The sequence below is a fragment of the Roseovarius sp. Pro17 genome, from assembly GCF_035599575.1.
GTDB lineage: Bacteria > Pseudomonadota > Alphaproteobacteria > Rhodobacterales > Rhodobacteraceae > Roseovarius.
Map to the genome: position 1 here is coordinate 1 of NZ_CP141179.1, position 22,745 is coordinate 22,745.

At 58.1% G+C, this 22,745-nt stretch carries 23 protein-coding genes; 11 read left to right on the forward strand and 12 right to left on the reverse strand.

The window, feature by feature from the left end; genetic code table 11:
* The 4 genes from dnaA to gyrB all read left to right on the forward strand — a co-directional run bounded on the left by dnaA (window position 1) and on the right by gyrB (window position 6,265).
* Complete coding sequence (gene dnaA / locus U3654_RS00005; RefSeq protein WP_324753323.1) at window positions 1-1,353, forward strand: chromosomal replication initiator protein DnaA; 1,353 nt, start codon at window positions 1-3, stop codon at window positions 1,351-1,353.
* A 142-nt stretch (window positions 1,354-1,495) separates the two neighbouring features.
* Window positions 1,496-2,614, forward strand: a complete 1,119-nt coding sequence (gene dnaN / locus U3654_RS00010; protein ID WP_324753324.1) for a DNA polymerase III subunit beta — start codon at window positions 1,496-1,498, stop codon at window positions 2,612-2,614.
* Window positions 2,615-2,659: 45 nt separating this feature from the next.
* Window positions 2,660-3,763, forward strand: a complete 1,104-nt coding sequence (gene recF / locus U3654_RS00015) for a DNA replication/repair protein RecF (protein ID WP_324753325.1) — start codon at window positions 2,660-2,662, stop codon at window positions 3,761-3,763.
* Window positions 3,764-3,847: 84 nt separating this feature from the next.
* Window positions 3,848-6,265, forward strand: coding sequence for a DNA topoisomerase (ATP-hydrolyzing) subunit B (gyrB, locus tag U3654_RS00020; RefSeq protein WP_324753326.1), 2,418 nt, complete (start codon window positions 3,848-3,850; stop codon window positions 6,263-6,265).
* Window positions 6,266-6,375: 110 nt separating this feature from the next.
* Here the strand turns inward: gyrB and U3654_RS00025 are convergent, their stop codons facing one another.
* Genes U3654_RS00025 through U3654_RS00035 form a run of 3 tightly spaced genes read right to left on the reverse strand, consistent with a single transcriptional unit; the run spans window position 6,376 to window position 8,027 of the window.
* Window positions 6,376-7,083, reverse strand: a complete 708-nt coding sequence (locus U3654_RS00025; RefSeq protein ID WP_324753327.1) for an RNA polymerase sigma factor — start codon at window positions 7,081-7,083, stop codon at window positions 6,376-6,378.
* A gap of 1 nt (window position 7,084) precedes the next feature.
* Window positions 7,085-7,600, reverse strand: coding sequence for a plastocyanin/azurin family copper-binding protein (locus tag U3654_RS00030; RefSeq protein WP_324753328.1), 516 nt, complete (start codon window positions 7,598-7,600; stop codon window positions 7,085-7,087).
* Between the two features lies 1 nt (window position 7,601).
* The gene (locus tag U3654_RS00035) at window positions 7,602-8,027 is read right to left on the reverse strand and encodes a DUF5602 domain-containing protein (RefSeq protein WP_324753329.1); all 426 of its coding nucleotides are present in this window, start codon (window positions 8,025-8,027) and stop codon (window positions 7,602-7,604) included.
* 224 nt (window positions 8,028-8,251) lie between these two features.
* On the opposite strand from U3654_RS00035, the gene nhaA reads away from it, so the two are divergent.
* Window positions 8,252-10,066 (forward strand): Na+/H+ antiporter NhaA, encoded by a 1,815-nt coding sequence (gene nhaA, locus U3654_RS00040; protein ID WP_324753330.1) that lies wholly within the window; start codon window positions 8,252-8,254, stop codon window positions 10,064-10,066.
* A 67-nt stretch (window positions 10,067-10,133) separates the two neighbouring features.
* Window positions 10,134-10,343, forward strand: a complete 210-nt coding sequence (locus tag U3654_RS00045; RefSeq protein ID WP_324753331.1) for a DUF2945 domain-containing protein — start codon at window positions 10,134-10,136, stop codon at window positions 10,341-10,343.
* A 198-nt stretch (window positions 10,344-10,541) separates the two neighbouring features.
* On the opposite strand, the gene U3654_RS00050 is transcribed toward U3654_RS00045, so the two are convergent.
* Complete coding sequence (locus tag U3654_RS00050; RefSeq protein WP_324753332.1) at window positions 10,542-11,042, reverse strand: DUF6522 family protein; 501 nt, start codon at window positions 11,040-11,042, stop codon at window positions 10,542-10,544.
* Window positions 11,043-11,066: 24 nt separating this feature from the next.
* Window positions 11,067-11,495: an RrF2 family transcriptional regulator gene (locus U3654_RS00055; protein ID WP_416384537.1), complete on the reverse strand. Its 429-nt coding sequence runs from the start codon at window positions 11,493-11,495 to the stop codon at window positions 11,067-11,069.
* A 170-nt stretch (window positions 11,496-11,665) separates the two neighbouring features.
* Here U3654_RS00055 and U3654_RS00060 point away from each other — a divergent pair, with 170 nt between their 5' ends.
* Genes U3654_RS00060 through ctaD form a run of 3 tightly spaced genes read left to right on the forward strand, consistent with a single transcriptional unit; the run spans window position 11,666 to window position 14,283 of the window.
* Window positions 11,666-12,331 (forward strand): FAD-binding oxidoreductase, encoded by a 666-nt coding sequence (locus U3654_RS00060; RefSeq protein ID WP_324753334.1) that lies wholly within the window; start codon window positions 11,666-11,668, stop codon window positions 12,329-12,331.
* 39 nt (window positions 12,332-12,370) lie between these two features.
* Entirely contained in the window at window positions 12,371-12,580 is a 210-nt protein-coding gene (locus U3654_RS00065; RefSeq protein ID WP_324753335.1) for a hypothetical protein, read from the forward strand.
* Window positions 12,581-12,612: 32 nt separating this feature from the next.
* Window positions 12,613-14,283: a cytochrome c oxidase subunit I gene (gene ctaD / locus U3654_RS00070; protein ID WP_324753336.1), complete on the forward strand. Its 1,671-nt coding sequence runs from the start codon at window positions 12,613-12,615 to the stop codon at window positions 14,281-14,283.
* Between the two features lie 189 nt (window positions 14,284-14,472).
* Here the strand turns inward: ctaD and U3654_RS00075 are convergent, their stop codons facing one another.
* The 5 genes from U3654_RS00075 to U3654_RS00095 form a co-directional block, all read right to left on the reverse strand.
* A complete protein-coding gene (locus U3654_RS00075) occupies window positions 14,473-15,561 on the reverse strand; it encodes an ABC transporter ATP-binding protein (RefSeq protein ID WP_324753337.1) in 1,089 nt (362 codons plus the stop codon).
* Between the two features lie 15 nt (window positions 15,562-15,576).
* The gene (locus U3654_RS00080; RefSeq protein WP_324753338.1) at window positions 15,577-16,374 is read right to left on the reverse strand and encodes an ABC transporter permease; all 798 of its coding nucleotides are present in this window, start codon (window positions 16,372-16,374) and stop codon (window positions 15,577-15,579) included.
* Window positions 16,374-17,216, reverse strand: a complete 843-nt coding sequence (locus U3654_RS00085; RefSeq protein ID WP_324755341.1) for an ABC transporter permease — start codon at window positions 17,214-17,216, stop codon at window positions 16,374-16,376. Before U3654_RS00085 ends, U3654_RS00080 begins: the two co-directional genes overlap by 1 nt.
* A 69-nt stretch (window positions 17,217-17,285) precedes the next feature.
* A complete protein-coding gene (locus tag U3654_RS00090) occupies window positions 17,286-18,404 on the reverse strand; it encodes a spermidine/putrescine ABC transporter substrate-binding protein (RefSeq protein WP_324753339.1) in 1,119 nt (372 codons plus the stop codon).
* A gap of 51 nt (window positions 18,405-18,455) precedes the next feature.
* On the reverse strand, window positions 18,456-19,259 hold the full coding sequence (locus U3654_RS00095) for a creatininase (RefSeq protein WP_324753341.1): 804 nt from the start codon (window positions 19,257-19,259) through the stop codon (window positions 18,456-18,458).
* 92 nt (window positions 19,260-19,351) lie between these two features.
* Here U3654_RS00095 and U3654_RS00100 point away from each other — a divergent pair, with 92 nt between their 5' ends.
* Entirely contained in the window at window positions 19,352-20,245 is an 894-nt protein-coding gene (locus tag U3654_RS00100; protein WP_324753342.1) for a LysR substrate-binding domain-containing protein, read from the forward strand.
* A 124-nt stretch (window positions 20,246-20,369) separates the two neighbouring features.
* Window positions 20,370-21,572 carry a M24 family metallopeptidase gene (locus U3654_RS00105; protein ID WP_324755342.1) on the forward strand — a complete coding sequence of 401 codons (1,203 nt, stop codon included), beginning with the start codon at window positions 20,370-20,372 and terminating at the stop codon, window positions 21,570-21,572.
* 301 nt (window positions 21,573-21,873) lie between these two features.
* On the opposite strand, the gene U3654_RS00110 is transcribed toward U3654_RS00105, so the two are convergent.
* Entirely contained in the window at window positions 21,874-22,305 is a 432-nt protein-coding gene (locus tag U3654_RS00110; RefSeq protein WP_324753343.1) for a DUF6691 family protein, read from the reverse strand.
* Window positions 22,305-22,745 (reverse strand): YeeE/YedE family protein, encoded by a 441-nt coding sequence (locus U3654_RS00115; RefSeq protein ID WP_324753344.1) that lies wholly within the window; start codon window positions 22,743-22,745, stop codon window positions 22,305-22,307. The genes U3654_RS00110 and U3654_RS00115 overlap by 1 nt, the downstream gene beginning before the upstream one ends.

Below are 22,745 nucleotides of genomic sequence, written 5' to 3' on the forward strand. Positions count from 1 at the left end.
ATGACACAGGATCAATGGGGCCAACTAAAGCAGGATCTGCTGAAGACGATCGGCAAGAGCAATTTCAAGAGCTGGATCGAACCTCTGGAACTGTCGCATATTGAAGAAGGCGTTGCGACCTTCGCCGTGCCAACCAGTTTCGTTGGCAACTACGTGTCGCAGAAATACGGTGACCAAATACTCTATCACACACAGAGCGTCTCGCCCGAGATTCGCCGCGTCCATTTTCAGGTGCCTGCCAATCAGGCCCGCCGCCCCGCTGCGCCCCGCGCCGAGGCAAAACCCCAACCAACGCCTCAGCGGAATGCAGGCGTTCCTGCCGCGCCGCTCGACCGTCGCTTTACCTTCGATACGTTTGTCGTGGGCAAGCCGAACGAGTTGGCACATGCGGCGGCCAAGCGCGTCGCCAGCGGCGGGCCGATTACGTTCAATCCGCTCTTTCTGTATGGCGGCGTGGGTCTGGGTAAAACCCACCTGATGCACGCCATCGCGTGGGAGCTGTCGCAGCGTCAGCCTGAGCTGAATGTCGTGTACCTGTCGGCAGAGCAGTTCATGTATCGTTTTGTTCAGGCCCTGCGCGAACGCAAGATGATGGATTTCAAATCCATGTTCCGTGCGGTCGATGTGCTGATGGTTGATGACGTGCAGTTCATCGCCGGCAAGGAAAGCACGCAGGAGGAATTCTTTCATACCTTCAACGCGTTGGTCGATGGCGGCAAGCAGATCATCATCTCTGCCGACCGCGCGCCGGGCGAGATCGAGAACCTAGAAGAGCGGATCAAGTCGCGTCTGCAATGCGGCCTCGTGGTCGATCTGCATCCCACCAATTACGAACTGCGCCTCGGCATCCTGCAATCCAAGGTCGAATATTACCGCATGCAGTATCCCGGCCTCGTACTGGCCGATGGTGTGCTGGAATTCCTGGCGATGCGCATCACCAAGAACGTGCGCGTCCTTGAAGGGGCGCTGACCCGTCTGTTCGCCTTTGCGTCACTGGTCGGCCATGAAATCACGATGGAGCTGACGCAGGATTGCCTTGCCGATGTGTTGCGCAGCAGCGAGCGACAGGTGACGATCGAAGAGATCCAGCGCCAGGTGTCGGATCACTACAACATCCGCCTGAGTGATCTGATCGGACCGAAACGCGTGCGGATCTTTGCCCGTCCACGCCAAGTGGCCATGTACCTGTCCAAGCAAATGACCTCGCGCAGCCTGCCCGAAATCGGGCGTCGCTTTGGCGGGCGCGACCACACCACTGTCATGCACGGGGTGCGCCGCATCGACGAACTTCGCGTTGCCGATTCCCAGATGGCCGAGGATATCGACCTGCTGCGCCGCACTCTGGAAGCCTGAAGGGAAAGCACTTGCGTGAGCGCAAGGCTTGACCCACCTGGCAATCCCGATCAGAAAAGCGAACAAATGCCTTGCGCTGCAAGGCGGTGTTGATACCGTGCCAGTCCCGGCGCGACGTCGGCATCTTTTAGGGAGGATGGGCATGAAGCTCAGCATCGAACGCGGAACCTTGCTCAAGGCCGTCAGCCAGGCGCAATCGGTCGTCGAGCGGCGCAATACCATTCCGATCCTCGCCAACGTGTTGATCGAGGCCGAGGGCGACACTGTCAATTTCCGTGCCACGGACCTCGATATCGAGGTCAGTGACAAGGCGGTTGCGCAGGTCGAGCGCCCCGGATCGACCACGGTATCGGCTGTGACCCTGCACGAAATCGTGCGCAAACTGCCCGATGGCGCGCTGGTCACGCTGGCTGATGACGGCACAGCGGGCCGTCTGACGGTCGAGGCGGGGCGCTCGAACTTTAACCTCGCGACGTTGCCCAAAGAGGATTTTCCGGTGATGGCGTCCTCGGAATACGCCAGCAACTTCTCGGCCAAGGCGCCGGTGCTGCGGCGGCTGTTCGATAAATCCAAATTTGCGATCTCAACCGAAGAGACGCGGTATTACCTGAATGGTGTCTACCTGCATGTGTCCGAGTCCGAAGGCCGCAAGGTCCTGCGCTGTGTAGCGACCGATGGCCACCGCCTCGCGCGTATTGACGCCGATCTGCCCGAGGGCGCCGCGGACATGCCCGGCGTGATCGTGCCGCGCAAGACGGTCGGCGAACTGCGCAAGCTGCTGGAAGACGACGATATGATGATCGCCGTGTCGGTCAGCGAAACCAAGATCCGTTTCGCCACGCCGAACATTACCCTGACGTCCAAGGTGATCGACGGGACCTTCCCCGACTACACCCGCGTCATCCCGCAGGGCAACACCCGCAGGATGGAAGTGGACGCTGCCGAATTTGCGCAGGCCGTCGACCGTGTGGCGACCGTCAGCAGCGAGCGTTCGCGCGCGGTCAAGCTGTCGCTGGATGAGGATCGTCTGATCCTGTCGGTCAACGCGCCCGATAGCGGCGCCGCCGAGGAAGAGTTGGCCGTCGCCTACGGCGATGAGCGGCTCGAGATCGGGTTTAACGCGAAGTACCTGCTGGAAATTGCATCCCAAGTGGATCGTGAAAATGCGGTGTTCCTGTTCAATTCGGCAGGTGATCCGACGCTTATGCGCGAGGGGAATGATCTAAGCGCGGTTTATGTCGTCATGCCGATGCGTGTGTGACGCAAGCCCGGATTTGAGTATTTTTAGAACAATGAAAGCTTGGGCATGACGGGGCTTTACCTGTCATCGCTGACGCTTTCGCATTTCCGCTCGCACAAGTCGGCAAAACTGACGCTTGATGCGCGGCCTGTGGCGATCCATGGGCCAAATGGCGCGGGCAAGACCAATCTGATCGAGGCGGTATCGCTGTTTTCACCGGGGCGCGGACTGCGGCGGGCGGCGGCGCAGGATATGGTGCGACGCCCTGAGGCGCTGGGATGGAAGCTGACTGGTGTTCTTCATTCGCTGGATCGCGTTCATGAGGTCGTGATCTGGGCTGAGGATGGCGGTGCGCGGCAAGTTAGGGTCGACGACAAGGCGGCGGCACAACTGGCGCTGGGGCGGATTGCGCGGGTTTTGTGGCTGGTGCCGTCGATGGATCGCCTCTGGATTGAGGGCGCCGAAGGGCGACGGCGGTTTCTGGACCGCGTCACGATGAGCTTTGTTCCAAGCCACGCCGAGGCGGTGCTGGATTTCGAAAAGGCAATGCGCGAGCGTAACCGCCTGCTAAAGGATCAGGTGCGCGATGCGCATTGGTATCAGGCGCTGGAGGGGCAGATGGCCCGCAGCGGTGCCGAGATAGATGCCGGGCGCCGCGCCGCGCTGGCGGAATTGCATCGCGCGCAGGGCGAAGCCGAGACGGCCTTTCCCGTGGCTGAACTGGAGTTGACTGCAACCGATGGCGAGATGCCGGGCAACGAGGACGATTACCGCGCCGCGCTGGCCGAGAGTCGGTTTCGCGATCTGGTGGCCGGGCGCACGCTGGTCGGGCCGCATCGGGCGGACCTTTATGGTGTCTATGCAGCCAAGGGGGTGCCAGCGCGCGATTGTTCGACAGGCGAGCAGAAGGCGCTGCTGGTTTCTCTGATCCTGGCAAATGCGCGGGCGCTGGCCAAGTCGTTCGGCGCGCCGCCTATCCTGCTGCTGGACGAGGTGGCGGCGCATTTGGATGCGGGCCGGCGCGCGGCGCTTTATGACGAGGTTTGCGGCCTTGGCGCACAGGCGTGGATGACCGGAACGGGACCCGAGCTGTTCGCAGAACTGGGCGTGCGCGCCCAGCATATCGAGGTGACGGAAGAGGCGGGAATTTCGCAGGTATCACCGTTGTGACACAGGGCGGAAATCGGCGCATACCTGCGTGACATCCCCCGCCGAAACCCTTATAAAATAACAAAATTACCGGGGAAATTCCGCATGTCCGATGCAGCAACGGCTTCCGAAGAATATGGCGCCGATTCTATTAAAGTTCTCAGGGGCTTAGATGCCGTGCGTAAGCGCCCAGGCATGTACATCGGCGACACTGATGACGGGTCGGGCCTGCACCACATGGTTTACGAGGTCGTTGACAATGGTATCGACGAGGCGCTGGCAGGTCATGCCGACCGCGTAACGGTTACAATACACGGCGACAGCTCGGTTTCGGTCAGCGACAATGGGCGTGGCATCCCGGTCGCCATCCACGAGGAAGAGGGTGTCAGCGCCGCCGAAGTCATCATGACCCAGCTGCATGCGGGCGGCAAGTTCGACCAGAACTCTTACAAGGTATCGGGCGGCTTGCACGGCGTCGGCGTGTCGGTGGTTAATGCGCTCAGCGATTGGCTGGAGCTGCGTGTGTGGCGCAACGACAAGGAGCATATTGCGCGGTTCGAGAAGGGCGATACGGTCAAGCATCTTGAGGTCGTCGGCCCAGCGAATGGCCGCAAGGGGACCGAGGTGCGCTTTCTTGCGTCGATGGATACGTTTTCAAACCTCGCTTACAGCTTCGAGACGCTCGAAAAGCGTCTGCGCGAACTGGCGTTCCTGAACTCGGGTGTGCGCATCCTGCTGCGCGATGAACGCCCCGAAGAGCCGCTGGAATCCGAGCTGCATTACGAGGGTGGCGTCAAGGAATTCGTCAAATATCTGGATCGGCACAAGATCGCGATGCTGCCCGATCCTATCTTTATCAGAGGTGAGCGTGACGATATCGGCGTCGAGGTCGCGATGTGGTGGAACGACAGCTATCACGAGACGGTTCTGCCCTTCACCAACAATATCCCGCAGCGGGACGGCGGCGCGCATCTGGCGGGCTTTCGCGGCGCGTTGACTCGGACGATCAACAATTACGCGCAATCCAGCGGGATCGCCAAAAGGGAAAAGGTGAACTTTACCGGCGACGATGCCCGCGAGGGTTTGACTTGTGTTCTGTCGGTCAAGGTGCCGGACCCGAAATTTTCGAGCCAGACCAAGGACAAGCTGGTTAGCTCTGAGGTGCGCCCGGCGGTCGAGAACCTCGTGTCGGAAAAGCTGTCCGAATGGTTCGAAGAGAACCCGAACGAGGCCAAGATCATCACGTCCAAGATCGTCGAGGCTGCATTGGCGCGCGAAGCGGCGCGCAAGGCGCGCGATCTGACGCGGCGCAAAACGGCTATGGATGTTAATTTTCTGGCTGGCAAGCTTAAGGATTGTTCGGAAAAGGATCCGACCAAGACCGAAGTTTTCCTCGTCGAGGGCGACAGTGCCGGCGGCAGTGCGCAGACGGGCCGCGACCGTGGGACGCAGGCGATCCTGCCGCTCAAGGGCAAGATCCTGAACGTCGAACGCGCGCGTTTCGACCGGATGCTGGGCAGCCAAGAGATCGGCAATCTGGTGATGGCCCTCGGAACCGGTATCGGGCGGGATGAATTCAACATCAGCAAGCTGCGCTACCATAAGATCGTTATCATGACCGACGCCGACGTAGATGGCGCGCATATCCGCACACTTTTGCTGACGTTCTTTTACCGTCAGATGCCAGAACTTATTGAAAATGGTCACCTTTATATCGCGCAACCACCCCTCTACAAAGTGACGCGGGGCAAGTCCGAAGTCTATCTCAAGGACGAAGCCGCGATGCAGGACTACCTCATTGAGCAGGGCGTCGATGGCGTGACCCTGCGGCAGGGCAATGGCGAGGAAATTGCAGGCGCTGACCTCGCGCGCGTGGTCGACATGGCCCGTCAACTGCGCCGCGTGCTCGAAGCGTTTCCAACGCATTATCCGCGCCATATTCTAGAGCAGGCGGCGATTGCCGGCGCCTTTACCGCCGGCGCGGTCGAGGCCGACTTGCAAGGCGTCGCCGACAGGGTCGCCGAGCGTTTGAACCTTATCGCGCTGGAATATGAGCGCGGTTGGCAGGGTCGGATCACGCAGGATCACGGCATCCGCCTAGCGCGGATCCTGCGCGGCGTTGAAGAGGTGCGCACGCTTGACGGCCCCGTCCTGCGCGGCGGCGAGGCGAAGCGGACCGGCAGCTTTACCAAGGCCTTGCAGGACGTTTACAACTTGCCAGCAACGCTGATGCGCAAGGATCGCACGCAGCAGATCTATGGTCCCATAGATCTGCTGGACGCTATCCTGACCGAGGGTGAAAAGGGTCTGTCGCTGCAACGCTACAAGGGTCTGGGTGAGATGAACCCAAATCAGCTGTGGGAGACGACGCTGGATCCCGATGCGCGCACATTGCTGCGCGTGCGGGTCGATGACGTCGCCGAGGCGGATGATCTTTTTACCAAACTGATGGGCGACGTAGTCGAGCCGCGCCGCGAATTCATCCAGCAAAACGCGCTGAACGTCGAGAACCTTGATTTCTGATATTTCATACGCTTCCCTACAAGGGGGGCGATTGGATGCTGATTGACAAACATGCACTGCCGGCAGTGCATGATCCGGATCACTGCGAACGCTTTTTCCCGGTGTCCGGCTTAATTGTCAGGTCGCGTTGTCAGCGACAGGATGACGCGGTCGGCCATCCCAGTGCAGCGGGCACCGTCGAACGGAAAAATGCTAGAAAAGCCGCCTTTGACAGTCTTATTCAGCTCCGACCGCAAGAGGCGCCGGGCGCGGAAGAGCCTGGTTTTTACCGTAACGGTATTGATGCCAAGCAGGTTTGCGACGTCGCGCGTCGGCATCTCCTGTACATCGCGCATGACATAGGTCAGACGGAACCGCTCAGGTAATGCGTCAATCGCTGCTTCGAGAATGGCGCGCAGCTCGGCACAGGCAAATTCGGATTCGGGATTTTTAGGTGTGGGCGTCATCGTGCCGGACATACCTCCTTCATCAGTGTTCAGCATCCCTTCGCGGTATTCAGTGATATCGACGACGGGGCGTCGTCGGCGCAGGCAGTTGTAGGCCTCATTCATCACAATCCGCGTCAGCCATGTTGAGAACGCGGCGTCGCCGCGAAACGTTTCTAGCTTGGTAAACGCGGCCATGTAGGCGGATTGCACTGCGTCCTCGGCCTCGGAGTCATTGTGCAGGATGCCGCGCGCGACGCGGAATAATTGCTGATTGCAGCGCCGGATCAGTTCGCGGACAGCGGCATCGTTGCGTTCGCGCGCGAGTGAAACCAATTCGGCCTCGCTCGTGCCCCGGTATGAAGTGCGCAGCAGAGCTTTTTCAGATCCCATGTCATTCACCATGTTGAATGCGGCCCTGTTTCAGAATGTCGACAATCTCCGGCAACCCGTCAAGAACCGCATCAGGCAGACCGCCGCCCGGATAGTCGTCGAACACGGTCTGGTCTGGCTCCGCCACGATTATGCGCCCAACCATGCCCGACATTTCATGCGGTATGCAGAAATAATCGTAGACGCCGGGTTTCTCGAGAGCCACCTCATAGCTCTCATCCGGCAGTAGATAGTCACTGTCAAAGGCTGCAGCGCCGTTGGGTATGCGGAGCGGATGGTCATCGTTTTCGGGCGCATAGGCCGTGGCGGTATGGGCGTTCCCCTTGTCGCGGTTGGTCCAGCGGATTGTCTGGCCGGGCCGAACCAACACACCGTAAGGGTCAAACCAAACTTTGGAGCCGTCAGACCGCCCTGTCATCGTGATCTCGACCATAGAGCCGCCCAATGCCAGCCCCGGCGAGAGGGTAAGAGCGGCGGTAAAACCCCCGCTCCACCACAGAAAATTCCGGCGTAACATCTTACTCGGCCACGCTGGCTTCGTCTGCGACTGGCACATGCCAGAGCACGATATGTTCATGCGGCTCTTCGACACCGGGGTGGCCGGCGTTGTAGTAGATATCCACATGATCGACATTGCCGCCGGGGGCCGCGAGATCGTCAAAACTCGTGTCGGCATTCATCTGTGAAATCGAGATCATGTAGATGGTGCTGACAAGTTTGCCATCATGGTCATAGGCCACAAACGGCCCCGCAGGCAGTGTCGCCGGATCGACAAAAAGCTGGCCAATGCCGGGCAGGAAATCAGGCAGTTTGACCAGATCGCTGACCCTTTGATAGGGCGCATCTGGGGGGCTGATTGCGACGGCGTTCGATGGTTCGTGTGCAAAGGCTGCGCTGGCCGCAACGATGGACGATGCCGCCAAAAAGGCTAAAAAACGGGTCATGCTGTGTTCCTTTCTCATATCCAAAGACAGGCCTATTAGGGGCGTGTCTGTAATATTGGATGCGAGTGGGGCAAATAGGTTCCGAAGTTTTTCAAAACTCCTTCTGCCGAGTGCGCAAAGATGGCAGAGACTTGAAACCAGCTTGCCAGGATTAATTGCGCGTGCTTTCGTCCTGGCAATGCCCGAAATTGCCGACAAGCCCGACTTGGGGGGACGAGGCAGCCATGATCCGCACCCAATGCAAATCATTCGACGCTGATCGCGACTTCTATCTCGGTGAACCGGGGTGCGACCACGCTGTCGTTTTATATGGTGACTACACCTCCAACGCGTGCCGCCGTCTGCGTGATATCCTGCGCAGGATATCTGACCGCCAGGATGGCAAGGTCGTTTATATCTACCGCCAGTATCCCGAAGCTGGAAATGCCGATGCAGATCGGGCGGCAAGGGCCGCCGTTGCCGCTGGCAGCCAAGGCAAGTTCTGGGAGATGCATCAGGCGCTGTTTCGGAGACGCCAAAGGTTCACGGCCAAAGGCATCAAAAAGCTCGCTAAAGAGATTGAGCTGGATATCGCGCAATTCCAGAAAGATCTGACTTCGGATGCCGTTAAGGCACACTTGGCCGAGGATCGGGAAACAGCCACCGCGGTAGACGTTCAGCGCACGCCGACATTGTTCATCGAAGGGCAACCCTATTCCGGTGCCTGGGATGAGCTATCCATCATGGATGCGGTTGAACGGCCGTTCGGCTATCGCGCCGAACGCGCGAGCCAGCGGTTCTTTGGCTGGGCGGCGTCGGGCGGCCTGCTGCTGGTCTTGGCCACGCTTGCCGCGCTGATCGTCGCCAATTCCGGCCTGCACGACTTTTACGAGAAACTGCGGCTGACAATTTTCGCGATTGAGTTCGGCGATGCCCGCTTCGGCCTATCTGTAGAGGCATGGATCAATGATGGCTTGATGACGATCTTCTTCTTGATCGTCGGTATTGAGATAAAACGTGAGCTGGTGTCAGGCGAATTGTCCGATCTTTCAAGCGCGATGCTGCCGATTGTCGGGGCCATCGGCGGCATGGTGGCGCCCGCGTTGATTTATACCGCATTTAACACCGGCGGCCCGGCGGCGCACGGCTGGGGCGTTCCGATGGCCACCGACATCGCATTCACGCTGGGGCTGATGGCGTTGCTTGGGAAACGCGTGCCCAATTCCCTAAGGGTGTTCGTCGCAGCTCTGGCTATCGCCGATGATCTTGGCGCAATTGTCGTGATCGCGCTATTTTACGGGCACGGTTTGTACGCCATGCCCATGCTCGGCGCGCTCGGTTGCATTGTTGCCATGGCAATGCTGGGGCGGGTGCGGGTTTATGCACTGCTTCCTTACCTCATTCTTGGTCTTATTCTTTGGATGTTCATTCATGCCTCGGGCTTGCACGCGACACTGGCGGGGGTGCTGACGGCGATGCTGATCCCCGCGCGCCAACCCGCCAACGTCAAGGAAGTTGCGGCACAGGCGACGGCAATCGCAGATGCGGTTGAGCCTGAACGCGGCCTCGCCCGCGAAAATATCGCGGAATATGGCGTCAATGCGATCGAGACCGCGATCACGCGGTTGCGCGAGCCGGGCCATCATCTGCAACATGCGCTGGAAAACTGGACCAACTTTCTGATCCTGCCCCTATTTGCGTTCTTCAACACCGGCGTTCTTTTGGCGGGATCCAACTTCACTCCGCTGGCTCCCGAAGCGTTAGGGGTGATGCTTGGCCTCGTGATCGGAAAGCCGCTTGGCATTGGCATCGCCTGTTGGGCGGCAATCCGGCTGGGATGGGCGCAACTGTCGTCCGAGATCAACTGGCAACACTTTGTTGGTGCGGGTTTTCTGGCCGGTGTCGGCTTTACAATGTCGATCTTCATCGCAACAGCGGCCTTCGAAGGGACGCAACTCGGCGCGATCAAGCTTGCAATTCTACTGGGGTCGGTCGCATCCGCAATCATCGGTATGACAATCCTCATTTTCGCCGCATCACCGATAAACCGCAGCGTTTGACCTCAAACCGTCGCTGCGGAACTTTCGTGCTGCAATTATGGTTTTCAAGGGAAAGGAGGATGACTAAATGGCTAAATACAAAGTCGGCGATCATGTGAAATGGAATTCCGAAGCGGGGCATGTGACTGGCAAGATTTCCAAAATCCACACCAGCGATTTCGACTACAAGGGGCACCAGAGACGGGCGTCGAAGGATGATCCGCAATACGAAATCAAAAGCGACAAGACTGACCACGTCGCCGCGCACAAGGAAGATGCGTTGACAAAGATCGACTGATGGCAGGCGGTTTTTACACGACCGGTCACTCAAGCCGAAGCCTCGCTGAGGTCACCGATATTCTGCGGCAGGCGGGCATGGGGTGATCCACAAACGGACGTGAACAGCATGCTAAGCTGACATTGTGGGCCAAACGGACCCCTGATGCAAAGCTGGCCTATCCGTCGGCGCGATCTGGTTGATCTGGCGCGGAATGCGTCATCCAACGGGATTGCGCCGGGTCCGTGCTGGCGTCTTTGTCGCAGGCTCCTTGTCAAACCTTTCGTCAGACTCCGTCGGCCAAAGAGCGTCTTCTTTGGCCAAATCAAAACCGAGGGCAACGGGATCACTGGCGGGAAAGGTTCCTTCTAGCGCCACGTCGAGAAGTCCATCAAGGCGTCTTTTTACCTCGTCCATGGCGATGCTCGCTTTGGTCGCCACATCAGTTGACACGGCAGGCACAGTGCGCCTTCTGGAATCCACCGCGCTGCACGTCAAAAGTTTGCCGCTATCGTCCGCCGTCACGCGAACTCGCCGATCCGCCGAAAAGAACGTCAGACGGATTTTGCCTGCGTCCTCGTCGGCGCCATGTTCGCTCTGACTGGTGATCGTCCCATCGCGCATCCTCTGTTTCAGTTCATCAGAACTAATCCGAAACGCCTTGGCGACTATCTCGGCGTTTATCTGGATCATGTCTTTGGAAAATTCAATTTCTGACATTTTTATCCTCCAATCTCCTACGTGTTATTTGGCGGCGAGCGTCGGCCCACTGGCAGTCAAAGCACAATCCGCTACGGTTGACTGGTCCAGTTCCGACATGAAAGCTTCGCGCGCTGCGGCAAGCCTAGGTTTCAGGCGGCACAGCGGCTTCAATACGCACGAACCGCCATCCGATTGGAAACATTCCACAATTGCAAACCGCTGCTCCAGATGACGGACGACCTCGCCCAGCGTGATCGTTTTTGCGGGCCGCGCCAGCTGCAAACCGCCATTCCTGCCGCGCTGGCTGTTGACGAACCCGCCGCGACCCAAATCCTGAACCACCTTGGCCAAATGATGTTGCGAAATCGCGAATTCATCGGCGATCTGCCCTGTCGAGATGGACTGGTTAGGTGCGCCGGCAAGACGCATCAAGACCCGCAATCCGTAGTCGGTGAACGATGATAGCCGCATGCGGTCTCCTTTAATTGGTATTGACAGAACTGATTATATTGAGGGATAATCAGTAATGCAAATACCAAATATGTGATGGATTCGGCGAGCGAAAGCGTCTCGTGAGTGTCGGGATGAGGACATCGACGCAAGGTGATCCGCCTGTTTGGGCAACAGGAAAGCGATGACTTATGACATTTCGCCTGACACTAAAGGAAATCGAACCGGTTACGCGTGATACGCACCATCTGATCTTTGATCGACCGGACGCGTTCGAATACGCGCCCGGACAGGGTGTGGAGTTGCATCTGCTCAAGGACGGTTGGGAGAAGAAGGGACGTCCCTTTACCCCAGTGACGTTGCCGAATGAGCCGACGTTGGAATTCATCATAAAATCCTACCCCGATCATCACGGCGTTACCGAACAGATCGCCAAAATGGAGCCGGGTGACGAAGTCAAGATGAAGGGACCTTTTGGCGCAATTGCGGACAAGGGGCCGGGTGTGTTCATCGCCGGTGGCGCGGGCGTCACCCCGATGATTGCCATATTGCGCCAAAGGTTGCACGAACACGGAACGCTTGCGGGATCGACGCTAGTGTTCGCCAACAAGACCGAAGCTGACATCATCTGGCGCGACAAGTTCGAGGCGATGGAGGGACTAAAGACCGCCTTCGTGGTGGACGAGGCTGGCGCCAGTGTCCCGCAGCAAAGGATTGATCGCGACTACCTGCGCCAGTTCGTCGAACCTGACAGCCATTACTATCTCTGCGGACCGCCGCCAATGATGGGTGCCGTCCGCGAGGCGCTGCACGATCTGGGCGTCGAGGACACGCAGATCATTGAAGAGAAGTTCTAGCTATGGGCACGTTTGTGCGCCCAGATCACGGGAGGCCTCATGACTGAAACGCTTCATGACCAGCTTGTCCGACCCGTTGGTGCTATTGCTGCGCCGCTCGCCGATGATCTCACGCTGCCTGAAAATGCTTGTGCGCGCTGGAGGTCGCTTTGCGCCAATCTGGCTGGGCTCAACGCAGATCTGATCGAGCATATTCACCTCGAAAGCAACGTCTTGCTTCCTCGATTTGAAACCACGTCCCGCAACTGACGCCGAACCGATTTTGTCCCACGGAGGCTGCTATGACCGAAGCGACCCTGCACCAGAGCCCCGACCACGACGAACGCGGGTTCTTTACCCGATGGTTCATGTCCACCAACCACAAAGACATCGGCATCATCTATCTGTTCACCTCGGCTGGCGTCGGTTTGATCGCCGCGTTGCTGTCGGTCTTTATGCGGATGGAGCTGATGGAGCCGGGCGTGCAGTACATGTGCCTCGAAGGCTTACGGTTTTGGCCTTCGGTGGCAGACTGCACGCCGGACGGGCATCTGTGGAACATCATTGTCACTTACCACGGTATTCTGATGATGTTCTTCGTGGTGATCCCGGCGCTGTTCGGCGGGATGGGCAATTATTTCATGCCGTTGATGATCGGCGCGCCTGACATGGCGTTTCCGCGGTTGAACAATCTCAGCTACTGGTTGTTTGTGGCGGGAACCAGTCTGGCCGTCGCGTCGTTTTTCGCGCCCGGCGGGGACGCATCACACGGTGCCGGGGTGGGCTGGACTCTATACGCGCCGCTTTCGGTTCGGGATGGTGGGATCTCGATGGATCTGGCGATCTTTGCTATCCACGTCTCGGGCGCCAGTTCGATCCTTGGCGCGATCAACATGATCACTACCTTCCTCAACATGCGCGCGCCGGGCATGAGCCTGTTCAAGGTGCCACTGTTCGCCTGGTCGATCTTTATCACGGCATGGATGCTTCTGATGGCCGTTCCAGTCCTCGCTGGGGCCGTGACGATGCTGCTGGTTGATCGAAACTTTGCAACGACATTCTTCGAGCCCGCCGGCGGGGGCGATCCGATGCTCTATCAGCATCTGTTCTGGTTTTTTGGGCATCCCGAGGTCTATATCGTCGTCCTGCCCGGTTTTGGTATCATCAGCCACGTCATCGCGACGTTTTCGCGCAAGCCGATTTTTGGCTACCTGCCGATGGTCTGGGCGTTGATTGCCATCGGGTTCCTGGGCTTTCTGGTTTGGGCGCATCACATGTTCACTGTGGGCATGTCGATCACGCAGCAAAGCTTTTTCCAGATTGCGTCGGTCACGATCGCAGTGCCAACCGGCATCAAGATATTCTCGTGGCTGGCGACCATGTGGCGCGGTTCGATCCAGTTCAAGACGCCGATGTTGTTTGCCATCGGTTTCATCTTTCTGTTCACTGTCGGCGGGGTGACGGGTGTTGTCGTGGCGCAGGCCAGTTTGGACCGGGCCTACCACGACACCTATTATGTGGTCGCCCATTTCCACTATGTGATGAGCCTCGGCGCGGTGTTCGCGCTGTTTGCCGGGATCTATTATTGGCTCGCCAAGATGTCGGGGCGCCAATATCCCGAATGGGCGGGCAAGCTGCATTTCTGGATGTTTTTCATTGGCGCAAACCTGACCTTCTTTCCCCAGCATTTTCTGGGACGTCAGGGGATGCCGCGCCGCTACATCGACTATCCGGACGCCTTCGCGCTGTGGAATACAGTATCGAGCTGGGGCGCGCTGCTGTCGTTCGCATCGTTCCTGCTGTTCATTTGGATCATCTTCTACACCTTGCTGGCCGGCAAGCGCGAGACGCGGGCGAGCTACTGGAACGATTACGCCGATACACTGGAATGGACCCTGCCGACCCCCGTACCGGAACATACGTTCGAGCAATTGCCCAAGCCTGAAGACTGGGACAGAAAGTCGGTGGCTTGATCTTGTCCGTTGTCCATCATCATCCCAAAGCGACGCCCCGTCTGTTTGACAGGTTCCAGCGTAGTTTCGGGCAATATCGCACTGAGCGTGCCTGAGCCCTCACATTTTTGAAGTGGCCCGTGCCTGCGTTCTGAAAAGCGGAGGGCCAAGCCCGAGTATGCGGCACTAACGACGCCTATTAACTAGGGTTCACTCGCCCGGAAGGACGTGGCAGTTCTCCGCGCTCCAACTCACGATCAGTTTCGATCCGGCCTTGGCGTTCACGTCGCTCAGCTCGTCATGGGATTTCTGCACCTTGATTTCCTGGCCCGTCTCCGTTTCGAGAAAGATCATGGCCGTGCCCCCGACGAACTCATCGCCCACGACCGTCGCTTCGATTCCGATCTGATCGCTGTCGGGCGCACTTAGCTGCATGTTTTCGGCGCTGACGATGAAGGTGACCTTGTCGCCCGGCTTTCCATTCTGCAATTCGGCCGTGGGAATAACGGTGTTGCCACCTTCATGCGTGACCTTCCAGCCGTCCGTGACCTTCCCTTCGATGGTGGCATCAAAGATGTTGGCCGAGCCGAGAAATTCGGCCACGAACCGGTTATGCGGCTCGCGGTAGATCTCTCGTGGCGTGCCGATCTGCTCGATCCGGCCACGGCTCATGATGACCACACGGTCGGCCATCGAGAACGCCTCGGACATGGAGTGGGTGACGTAGACAAAGGTGATGCCCAGATCCTTTTGCAGGTTCGAAAGAACAGCCTGCATGCGCACCTTGAGATGCGCATCAAGCGCCGACAGTGGCTCGTCCAGCAGCAGAATTTTTGGCTCTGTCACCAGTGCGCGTGCCAAAGCCACGCGCTGTTTCTGGCCACCTGAGAGCTGCGCGACGTTGCGATCCGCGAATTCGGTGATCTGCATCTTGTCCAGCCATTTGAGTGCTCGTTCGGTGCGCTCGGCCTTGCCCACGCCGCGCATCTTCAGCGAAAATTCGACGTTTTCCTGCACTGTCAGGAACGGGAACAGCGCAAGGCTCTGCCAGACCATCGGCGTGTCGCGATCCCATGTGGCGCGTCCGTTCACCCGCTCGCCGTCCAGATAGATGTCGCCCGATGTCGGGTCTTCGAGTCCCGCCAGCATCCGCAGCGTCGTCGTCTTGCCGCAGCCGGACGACCCCATGATGGCCAGAAACTCGCCCCGACCAATCTCAAAATCGGCCTTTTCGACAGCGACAAAGTCGCCGAACTTTTTGACCACATTGTCGAATTTTACGATGGCATTGGATGTCATGTTATCGTCCATTTCTTATTTCGATCCCTGATCGGGGTTCCGCAGCAATAGCTGCGCCAGCACGATCAGCGTCATGGAGCTAAGGAAGGCGAGCGAGCCGATGGCGTTGATGCGCGGGCTGACCTGCCCCTGAAGGAAGCCGAGGATCTTGACCGGCAGCGTCTCGTTCAGGCCCGACACGAACCACGCGACGGCGAACTCGTCAAAAGACACAGCCATGGTGATGAAGAGCGCGGCAAAGATCGCCGGCTTGGTGAAGGGGATGATGACGTGACGCAGCGTCGCCCATTCGTTGCCGCCGAGGTTCCACGCTGCTGCCTCTAGGTCGGGGTCCATCTGCGACAGGCGCAGGCGAATGATGGCCATGGCAAAGGGGCTACACATCACGCCATGCGCGATCACCACCGAAATCGTGCTGCCCGACAGGTTGATCCGCGACAGGAATGCCAGCATTGCGAGGCCCATGATGACGACCGGGATCGTTGGCGGCAGTAGCGCTAGGGCGAGATAGAAGGATTTGCCGAAGAAGTTATAGCGAAAATCGGTATAAGCCCCGCCAAATCCGAGGATGGTGGCGATCACAGCCACGGTCAGGCCCACGATCACGGTGTTCGCAAAGCCGGACCAGACCAGCGGGTCCTCCCAGATTGCGCGATACCATTCCAGCGAGAATTCCCCCAACGGCAGCGACGGGAAACGGTCCGAGTTCAGCGAAAAGACAAAGCTGCCCGCGATGGGCGCAAAGATAAAGATCAGGCACAGCGCGATATGCAGCATTAGCCAACCATTGATGATTTTGTTCTCGTTGCCCATTATTTGCCGCGCTCCTTGTAGGCGTAGGTGATGGCGGCGAAAGCCACAGTCATCAGCGTACCGATCATCATGATCGCGACCACAGCGGCGCGCGGCCATTGCTGGCCTGATTTCGTGATGTCGGTGATCATGATCGATAGCGTCGGCGGGTTGCCACCGCCCAGATAAAGCGGGCTGACGAAATCACCAAAGCTGAGGATGAAGGCAAACAGCGCTGCGATGACAAGGCCGACTTTGGCCGACGGCACGACGACCGACAGCACCGTGCGCAGCCGCCCGCAGCGCAGGTTATGCGCAGCCTCAATCAGATCGCGGTTGACGAAATTGAGGCTGAATGTTTGCAGCAGGATCACCAGCGGCAAGCAGAGCGTGATCATCCCGACCAGCGTGCCGAAGGTGTTGTTCAGCATGGGAAACGGGCCAAGCCCGATATAACCCAGCGCCGCGTTGACGATGCCCGCATCGGTCAGGAAAACCTGCAGTGAATAGACCCGCACCAGATAGCTGGTGAAGAACGGGATGATCAGCACAAAGATCATCCAACGCTTGGCCGTGTCGCTGAGTTTGAATGAAATCGCATAGCTCGCCGGAAAGGCGATGGCGCTGGTCAGCACGGCGGCTGAGGTCGCCAAAATCATGGTGCGCAGGTAGGCGTCCCAGAACACGCCCCGGGTCAGGATGCGCTGCCAGTTACCGAAATTGAGATCGGGCTGCATCTGAAACATCTTGACCGTCCAAAAGCTGATCGCGACGAGGAACAGCAGCGGAAACAGGAAAAACGCCAGCTGCCAGATCAGCAGCGGCAGCGATAGGACTAGCGAAAAGAGGCTGGGGCGTTTCATCATGTCACGTCCGGATCATTGGGAAGGCAGTGCGCCGGGGCCATTTCTTGGCCCCGGCAAATATCACGTTCAGGAGGCTTTGTAGTCGGACCAGAAGTCGTTCCAATCGCCCAGATCCTGCTGCACGGGCAGCTGGCGGAACTGGATTTGACCGTCGCGGATCATGTCCATGACGTTACGCTCGCCCATGACCATCTTCTGACGCTTGGCCTCTTCGGGGTTGGTTTCGTTCAGCACCTTCCAGCCTGCCTCGGATGGGATCAGCGCAGGATAGGCGGCCATGTCGGCCGACTTGGCCTGACCCTCGGGCGAGGTGATATACTGGATCCACTTGTTGGCCATCTCGTAATTCTTGGTGCCCTTGCCGATCGAGAACGACTCGGTCCATTGCAAGCCGCCCTCTTCGGGGATGACGCTGCGCACGTTCGCGCCGTTTTTCTCCAGAACGCCGGTGATCCAGTCGCCAATGCCGGCGAACAGGGTCATCTGGCCGCTCTTGAGCGATGAGAATGTTCCGCCATAGTCAAAGAAGCCACCGACCTGCGGACGCAGGCCCATCGTGGTTTCCTTGACCGCAGCCCACGCGGCATCGTCGATGTCGTAGGGCGACGCATTTCCGTCCCAGAGGCTCATCTGGCCCAGGTTCGGCAGATGCCAGTCGAAATGGCCCAGCTTGCCGGTCGCGCGCTCGTCCGCAAAGATGCCGTAGGTCGAGGCCTCTTTTTCGGTGAATTCATCAGTGTTGTAGGACACCCCGAGAAAGCCGAAGCGCGTGATGACAGAGTAAAGCTTGTCGTCAGACCAATGGCCCGGGAACTTCTGGAACTCGGGGAAAAAGTCGTCAAAGGCGTAGTCGGCTGCGTCCAGTTCCTGAATATAGCCAGCCGCGTTAAGCTGTTGCACATATTCACCATCCGACAGGATCACGTCGTAGGTGCCGGGGGGCGATTGCGCGATGAGGCCCAGCATGTTGTCGCCGCCGGTGTAGTATTTCGGCGTGAATTTGACGTTGTTGGCTTCTTCGAATTCACCAACAATGTCGGGCTCGGCGTGGCCATACCATGCCAGCATCGACAGGTTCACCGTCTGCGCCGAGGCGCGGATCGATAGGAAGGGTGTCGCTAGCGCGGCGCCGGCCGTCATGGTCAGCAGCTTGCGGCGAGTGGGTCTGATCAGAGTGTTGGTCATATTTCTCTCTCCTGGTTGGAAAACAGCATTCTTTTTTTGATGTTGTGCGTATCACTGGGCGGCTGTCGGCGCGCCTTTGGGTGCAAATTCCGTGATGATAGCGTCGACGATGCCTTTGGTGCAAACCTCAAGCAAGATGTCACCCTTTTCGACGGTGGCCTCTTTGGGTGAGGACAGTGTCCCGCTGGCGGGGGTCCAATCCGGTTTGGCCGGATAGATGTCGTAGGGCGGGAAGGTGGCGGGTGCATGCTCTACCGCGTCCTTCAGCGAGACGAGATCGGGATGCAGGCGCAGCATCAAGGATGTCTCCAACACGCCGCCATGCTCGATGTCCCAGCCCAGAAAACCGTTGGGGTAGAGTTTTTCAATGGATGCCTGATCAACGAAATCCCAATAGGACAGCACCATGACCGTGACGTCGTCGATTCCGCCCCAGCGCAGCTCGCGCAGCGCCAAATCGATAGCTTCGGTGATGAACCACGAGTTCTCGAAATGGCCGTTGACGATACACAGGTTGCGCACGCCATGCCGCACGAATTCCTTGACCACATCCTTGAGCGCATTCACGAGGGTCGCGCCGTCAAGGCTTGTCGTGCCGGGAAAGAAGTTTCCGCCGCCCGATTTTTGGTGTGACTTGTAGCCGTAAGTAAACGGGGGCGCGACCAACGCACCCACTTGCTCGGCCACGCGGCGGGCGAATTCGGTGGGCAACAGGACATCGACATGCATCGGCATGTGGTGGCCGTGCTGTTCCATGGAACCAAGGGGGATCAAGATCGGCACATCGCCGCCCTGAACCTGTTTTTGATAGGAGGGCCATGGCATTTCAGCGGCGAAAACGGTGGATCTGGTCATGTTACCCCCTCCTATCGGACTGGATAATCGTAGGATAGCTTGCGCCATGTGAGAAATTTATAGTAATAATAGTTCAATGAGGATTCTTAATAGTGCGTAGTTTCACCAATCTGCAAACTGATCTGTTGCGCACATTTGTGACCGTGGTCGATCTGCGCAATTTCACCGAAACGGGTAAGGCTCTTGGGCGAACGCAGCCCGCAATTTCCTTGCAGATCAAGCGGCTTGAGGAGGTGGCGGGCGTCAAGCTTCTTAGTCACAAGCGCAAGAAGATCGAACTGACGGCGGATGGTCAGACCCTCTTGGATTATGCCCGCGAGATGTTGCGCCTCAATGACCGCGCTGTAGCCAAGCTTCAGCGCGCAAAGCTGTTGGGAACCCTTAGAATCGGCCTGCCGATCGACTATTCGATCGAGTATTTCCAGAAAATCATTGGCGAGTTTTCCCACGCCAATCCGCAAGTGCTTATGGATATCCGCTGCAACCGGAGCCGTGATTTGCTGGCGGCGCTACATGCCGATGATCTGGATTTAGCTATCTCGATCACTGATAGGATGCCCGCGCCGCATGTTTCGCTCTATTGGTCCGAACGTCCGGTCTGGGCGTGCGGTCGTGACCACCGGATCAATCCGGACACGCCGGTCAAGATCATTGCCCACCCCGATGGGTGCTTCTATCGCAAGCGCATGGTCGATGCGCTTAATGTCGAGGGGCGCGATTGGCACGTATCATTCGAAAGCCCCGGTATTTCGGCCCTGCAAAAGGCGGTTCTGGATGGCATGGGCGTGACCGCCCTGACCAAGAAGACGCTCTTGCCAGGGATGCGTATCCTCAGCCCCAAAGAGGGATTTCCGAAACTGGCCAATATTCACGTCGGCCTTTTTTACAAGCATATCAAGATGTCGGATGCGGCGTTGAAGCTGATTGAGCAGATCAGTGATGGGGTCAGTGCCTTTCAATCACCTACTCATGCGCGAGCCAAATGACGTTGACTGCCTCAATTTGCGTTACTCATACATAGATCACTTCAATTAATTTTATTTACTGCCGCCAGGCTGATAGCGAAAGACAATCAACTATCGACAATGAGGGTTTCCAGTATTGGATGACATGCTTCACGTCATGGAGTGGCACAATGGCGACAAGGATTACTCGCCGTTTTCCGACAATGAAATGTCCCGCCGTCAGAACGAGCTGCGCGATTGGATGGGCAAAAGTGATGTTGATGCGGCGCTTTTTACGTCACACCATTGCATCAACTATTACAGCGGTTGGCTCTATTGCTCTTTTGGTCGCAAGTACGGGATGGTTATTGATCAAAAGAACGCCACGACCATTTCGGCGGGCATAGACGGTGGCCAGCCGTGGCGCCGCAGCTTTGGCAATAACGTCACCTATACCGACTGGCACCGCGACAATTTCTATCGCGCTATCCAGCAGCTGACCAAGGGCGCTAAGCGCGTCGGGATTGAGTTCGACCAGGTGTCGCTTGAACATCGCCAGCAGGTGCAGGACGCATTACCCGATGTTGAATTTGTCGATGTCGGGCAGCCCTCAATGTGGATGCGCACCATAAAGTCCGATCAGGAAATCAAGCTGATCAGAGAGGGCGCGCGCATCTGTGACGCCGGCGGTTGGGCAGCGGTTGGCGCCATCAAGGCCGGTGTGCCCGAACACGAGGTCGCCATCGCCAGCACCAACGCTATGATCCGCGAGATCGCCAAATCCTTTCCTTTCGTGGAGTTGATGGACACCTGGACTTGGTTCCAGTCAGGCATTAACACCGACGGCGCGCATAATCCGGTGACCAACCGCGAGGTGCAGTCGGGCGATATCCTGAGCCTCAATACCTTCCCGATGATCTTTGGTTATTACACCGCGCTGGAGCGGACGCTGTTCTGCGAGCACGTGGACGATTCCAGCCTCGATATCTGGGAGAAAAATGTGAAGGTTCATGAGCGCGGGCTGGAATTGCTAAGGCCCGGCGCGCGTTGCATGGACATCGCGATCGAGCTGAACGAAATTTATCGTGAATGGGACCTGCTTCAGTATCGTTCGTTCGGTTATGGTCACAGCTTTGGTGTCCTGAGCCATTATTATGGCCGCGAAGCTGGCGTAGAACTGCGCGAGGATATCGACACGGTGTTGAAGCCCGGCATGGTCGTTTCAATGGAGCCGATGGTTATGATCCCTGAGAGCACCCCCGGTGCTGGCGGCTACCGCGAGCATGACCTCGTTGTTATTGACGAGGATGGGGCGGAGAATATCACCGGTTTCCCCTTGGGCCCGGACCACAACATTATTGAGAATTGATGCTCTCTCCCCCGTTCGTTGATCACAGAAAGTCCAGCACCGCGGTGGCGACGTGGATATCTCTCGCCTTGTCCTGTGCGAATGCCGCCTCCGACACGGGTTCTTTGCGATCACCCTTGCCGTAATCGTGGCCGATGAATAGGCGCGACAGGATCGACTGGCTGCAGTCGCAAAGCGGTGCCGCGCTGCCGCCGCGAAGATTGGCCCGCGACGGTCTGCTGAACCGGATAGATCAACTTGGCCTTTTCGACCCGGTTCAGGGGGCATAGCGGACGGTGCGCTTATTCAGGTCGCACGTGGTTCATACACTCCCTGTCTTGAGGGAGGTGGATTTGACCCGCCGACCCGCCCAGATACCGATCAGCATTGCAGGGACGAATATCAGCGTGCCGGAGGCGGCGATGGGCAGGGCCGTCCACGCGGGGCCGGGGCAGAACCCGCCGATACCCCAGCCGATGCCAAACAATGCCGCACCCGACAGCAGCTTGACGTCGATATCGTTGGCCGAGGGAATGTCGAAATCTGCCATCAGAATTGGGCGATCCTGCCGCCATGCCAGACGGTAGCCGATAAACGCGGTCAGCGACGCGCCACCCATGACGAAAGCCAGACTTGGATCCCATGTGCCGAAAATATCCAAGAAGTTTAGAACCTTCGCAGGGTTTGCCATGCCCGAAAGGATCAGCCCGATGCCAAAGATCAGACCGGAAAGAAAACCAAACAAAAGACGCATTAGATTGCCCCCCCGATTACATGACGCAAGACGAACACAGTGAGTGCGGCAAACACAATGAACGTTATGACGGCGGCCAGCGACCGGCCAGAAAGCCGCGCTAGTCCGCAAACGCCGTGTCCGGATGTGCAGCCTGATCCCAGCGCGGTGCCGATACCCACCAACAAACCAGCGATAGCCATAGCGGGCAGATTTTCACTGACGGTTTGGTGCGGGAAATCACCCGTCACCAGCAACCATGCAACAGGGGCGGCAAGCAGCCCTGCGATAAACGCCAGCCGCCAGCCGCGATCCCCTTGCGTGACGGCGCCTGCGGTGATCCCCACGATCCCGGCAATTCGACCGAACAAGGCCATCACCATGACGGCGGACAGCCCTATAAGTATTCCGCCCCCAAGTGAGGCCCACGGAGTGAAATCAGTAAGTGTAACAGGCAGCAT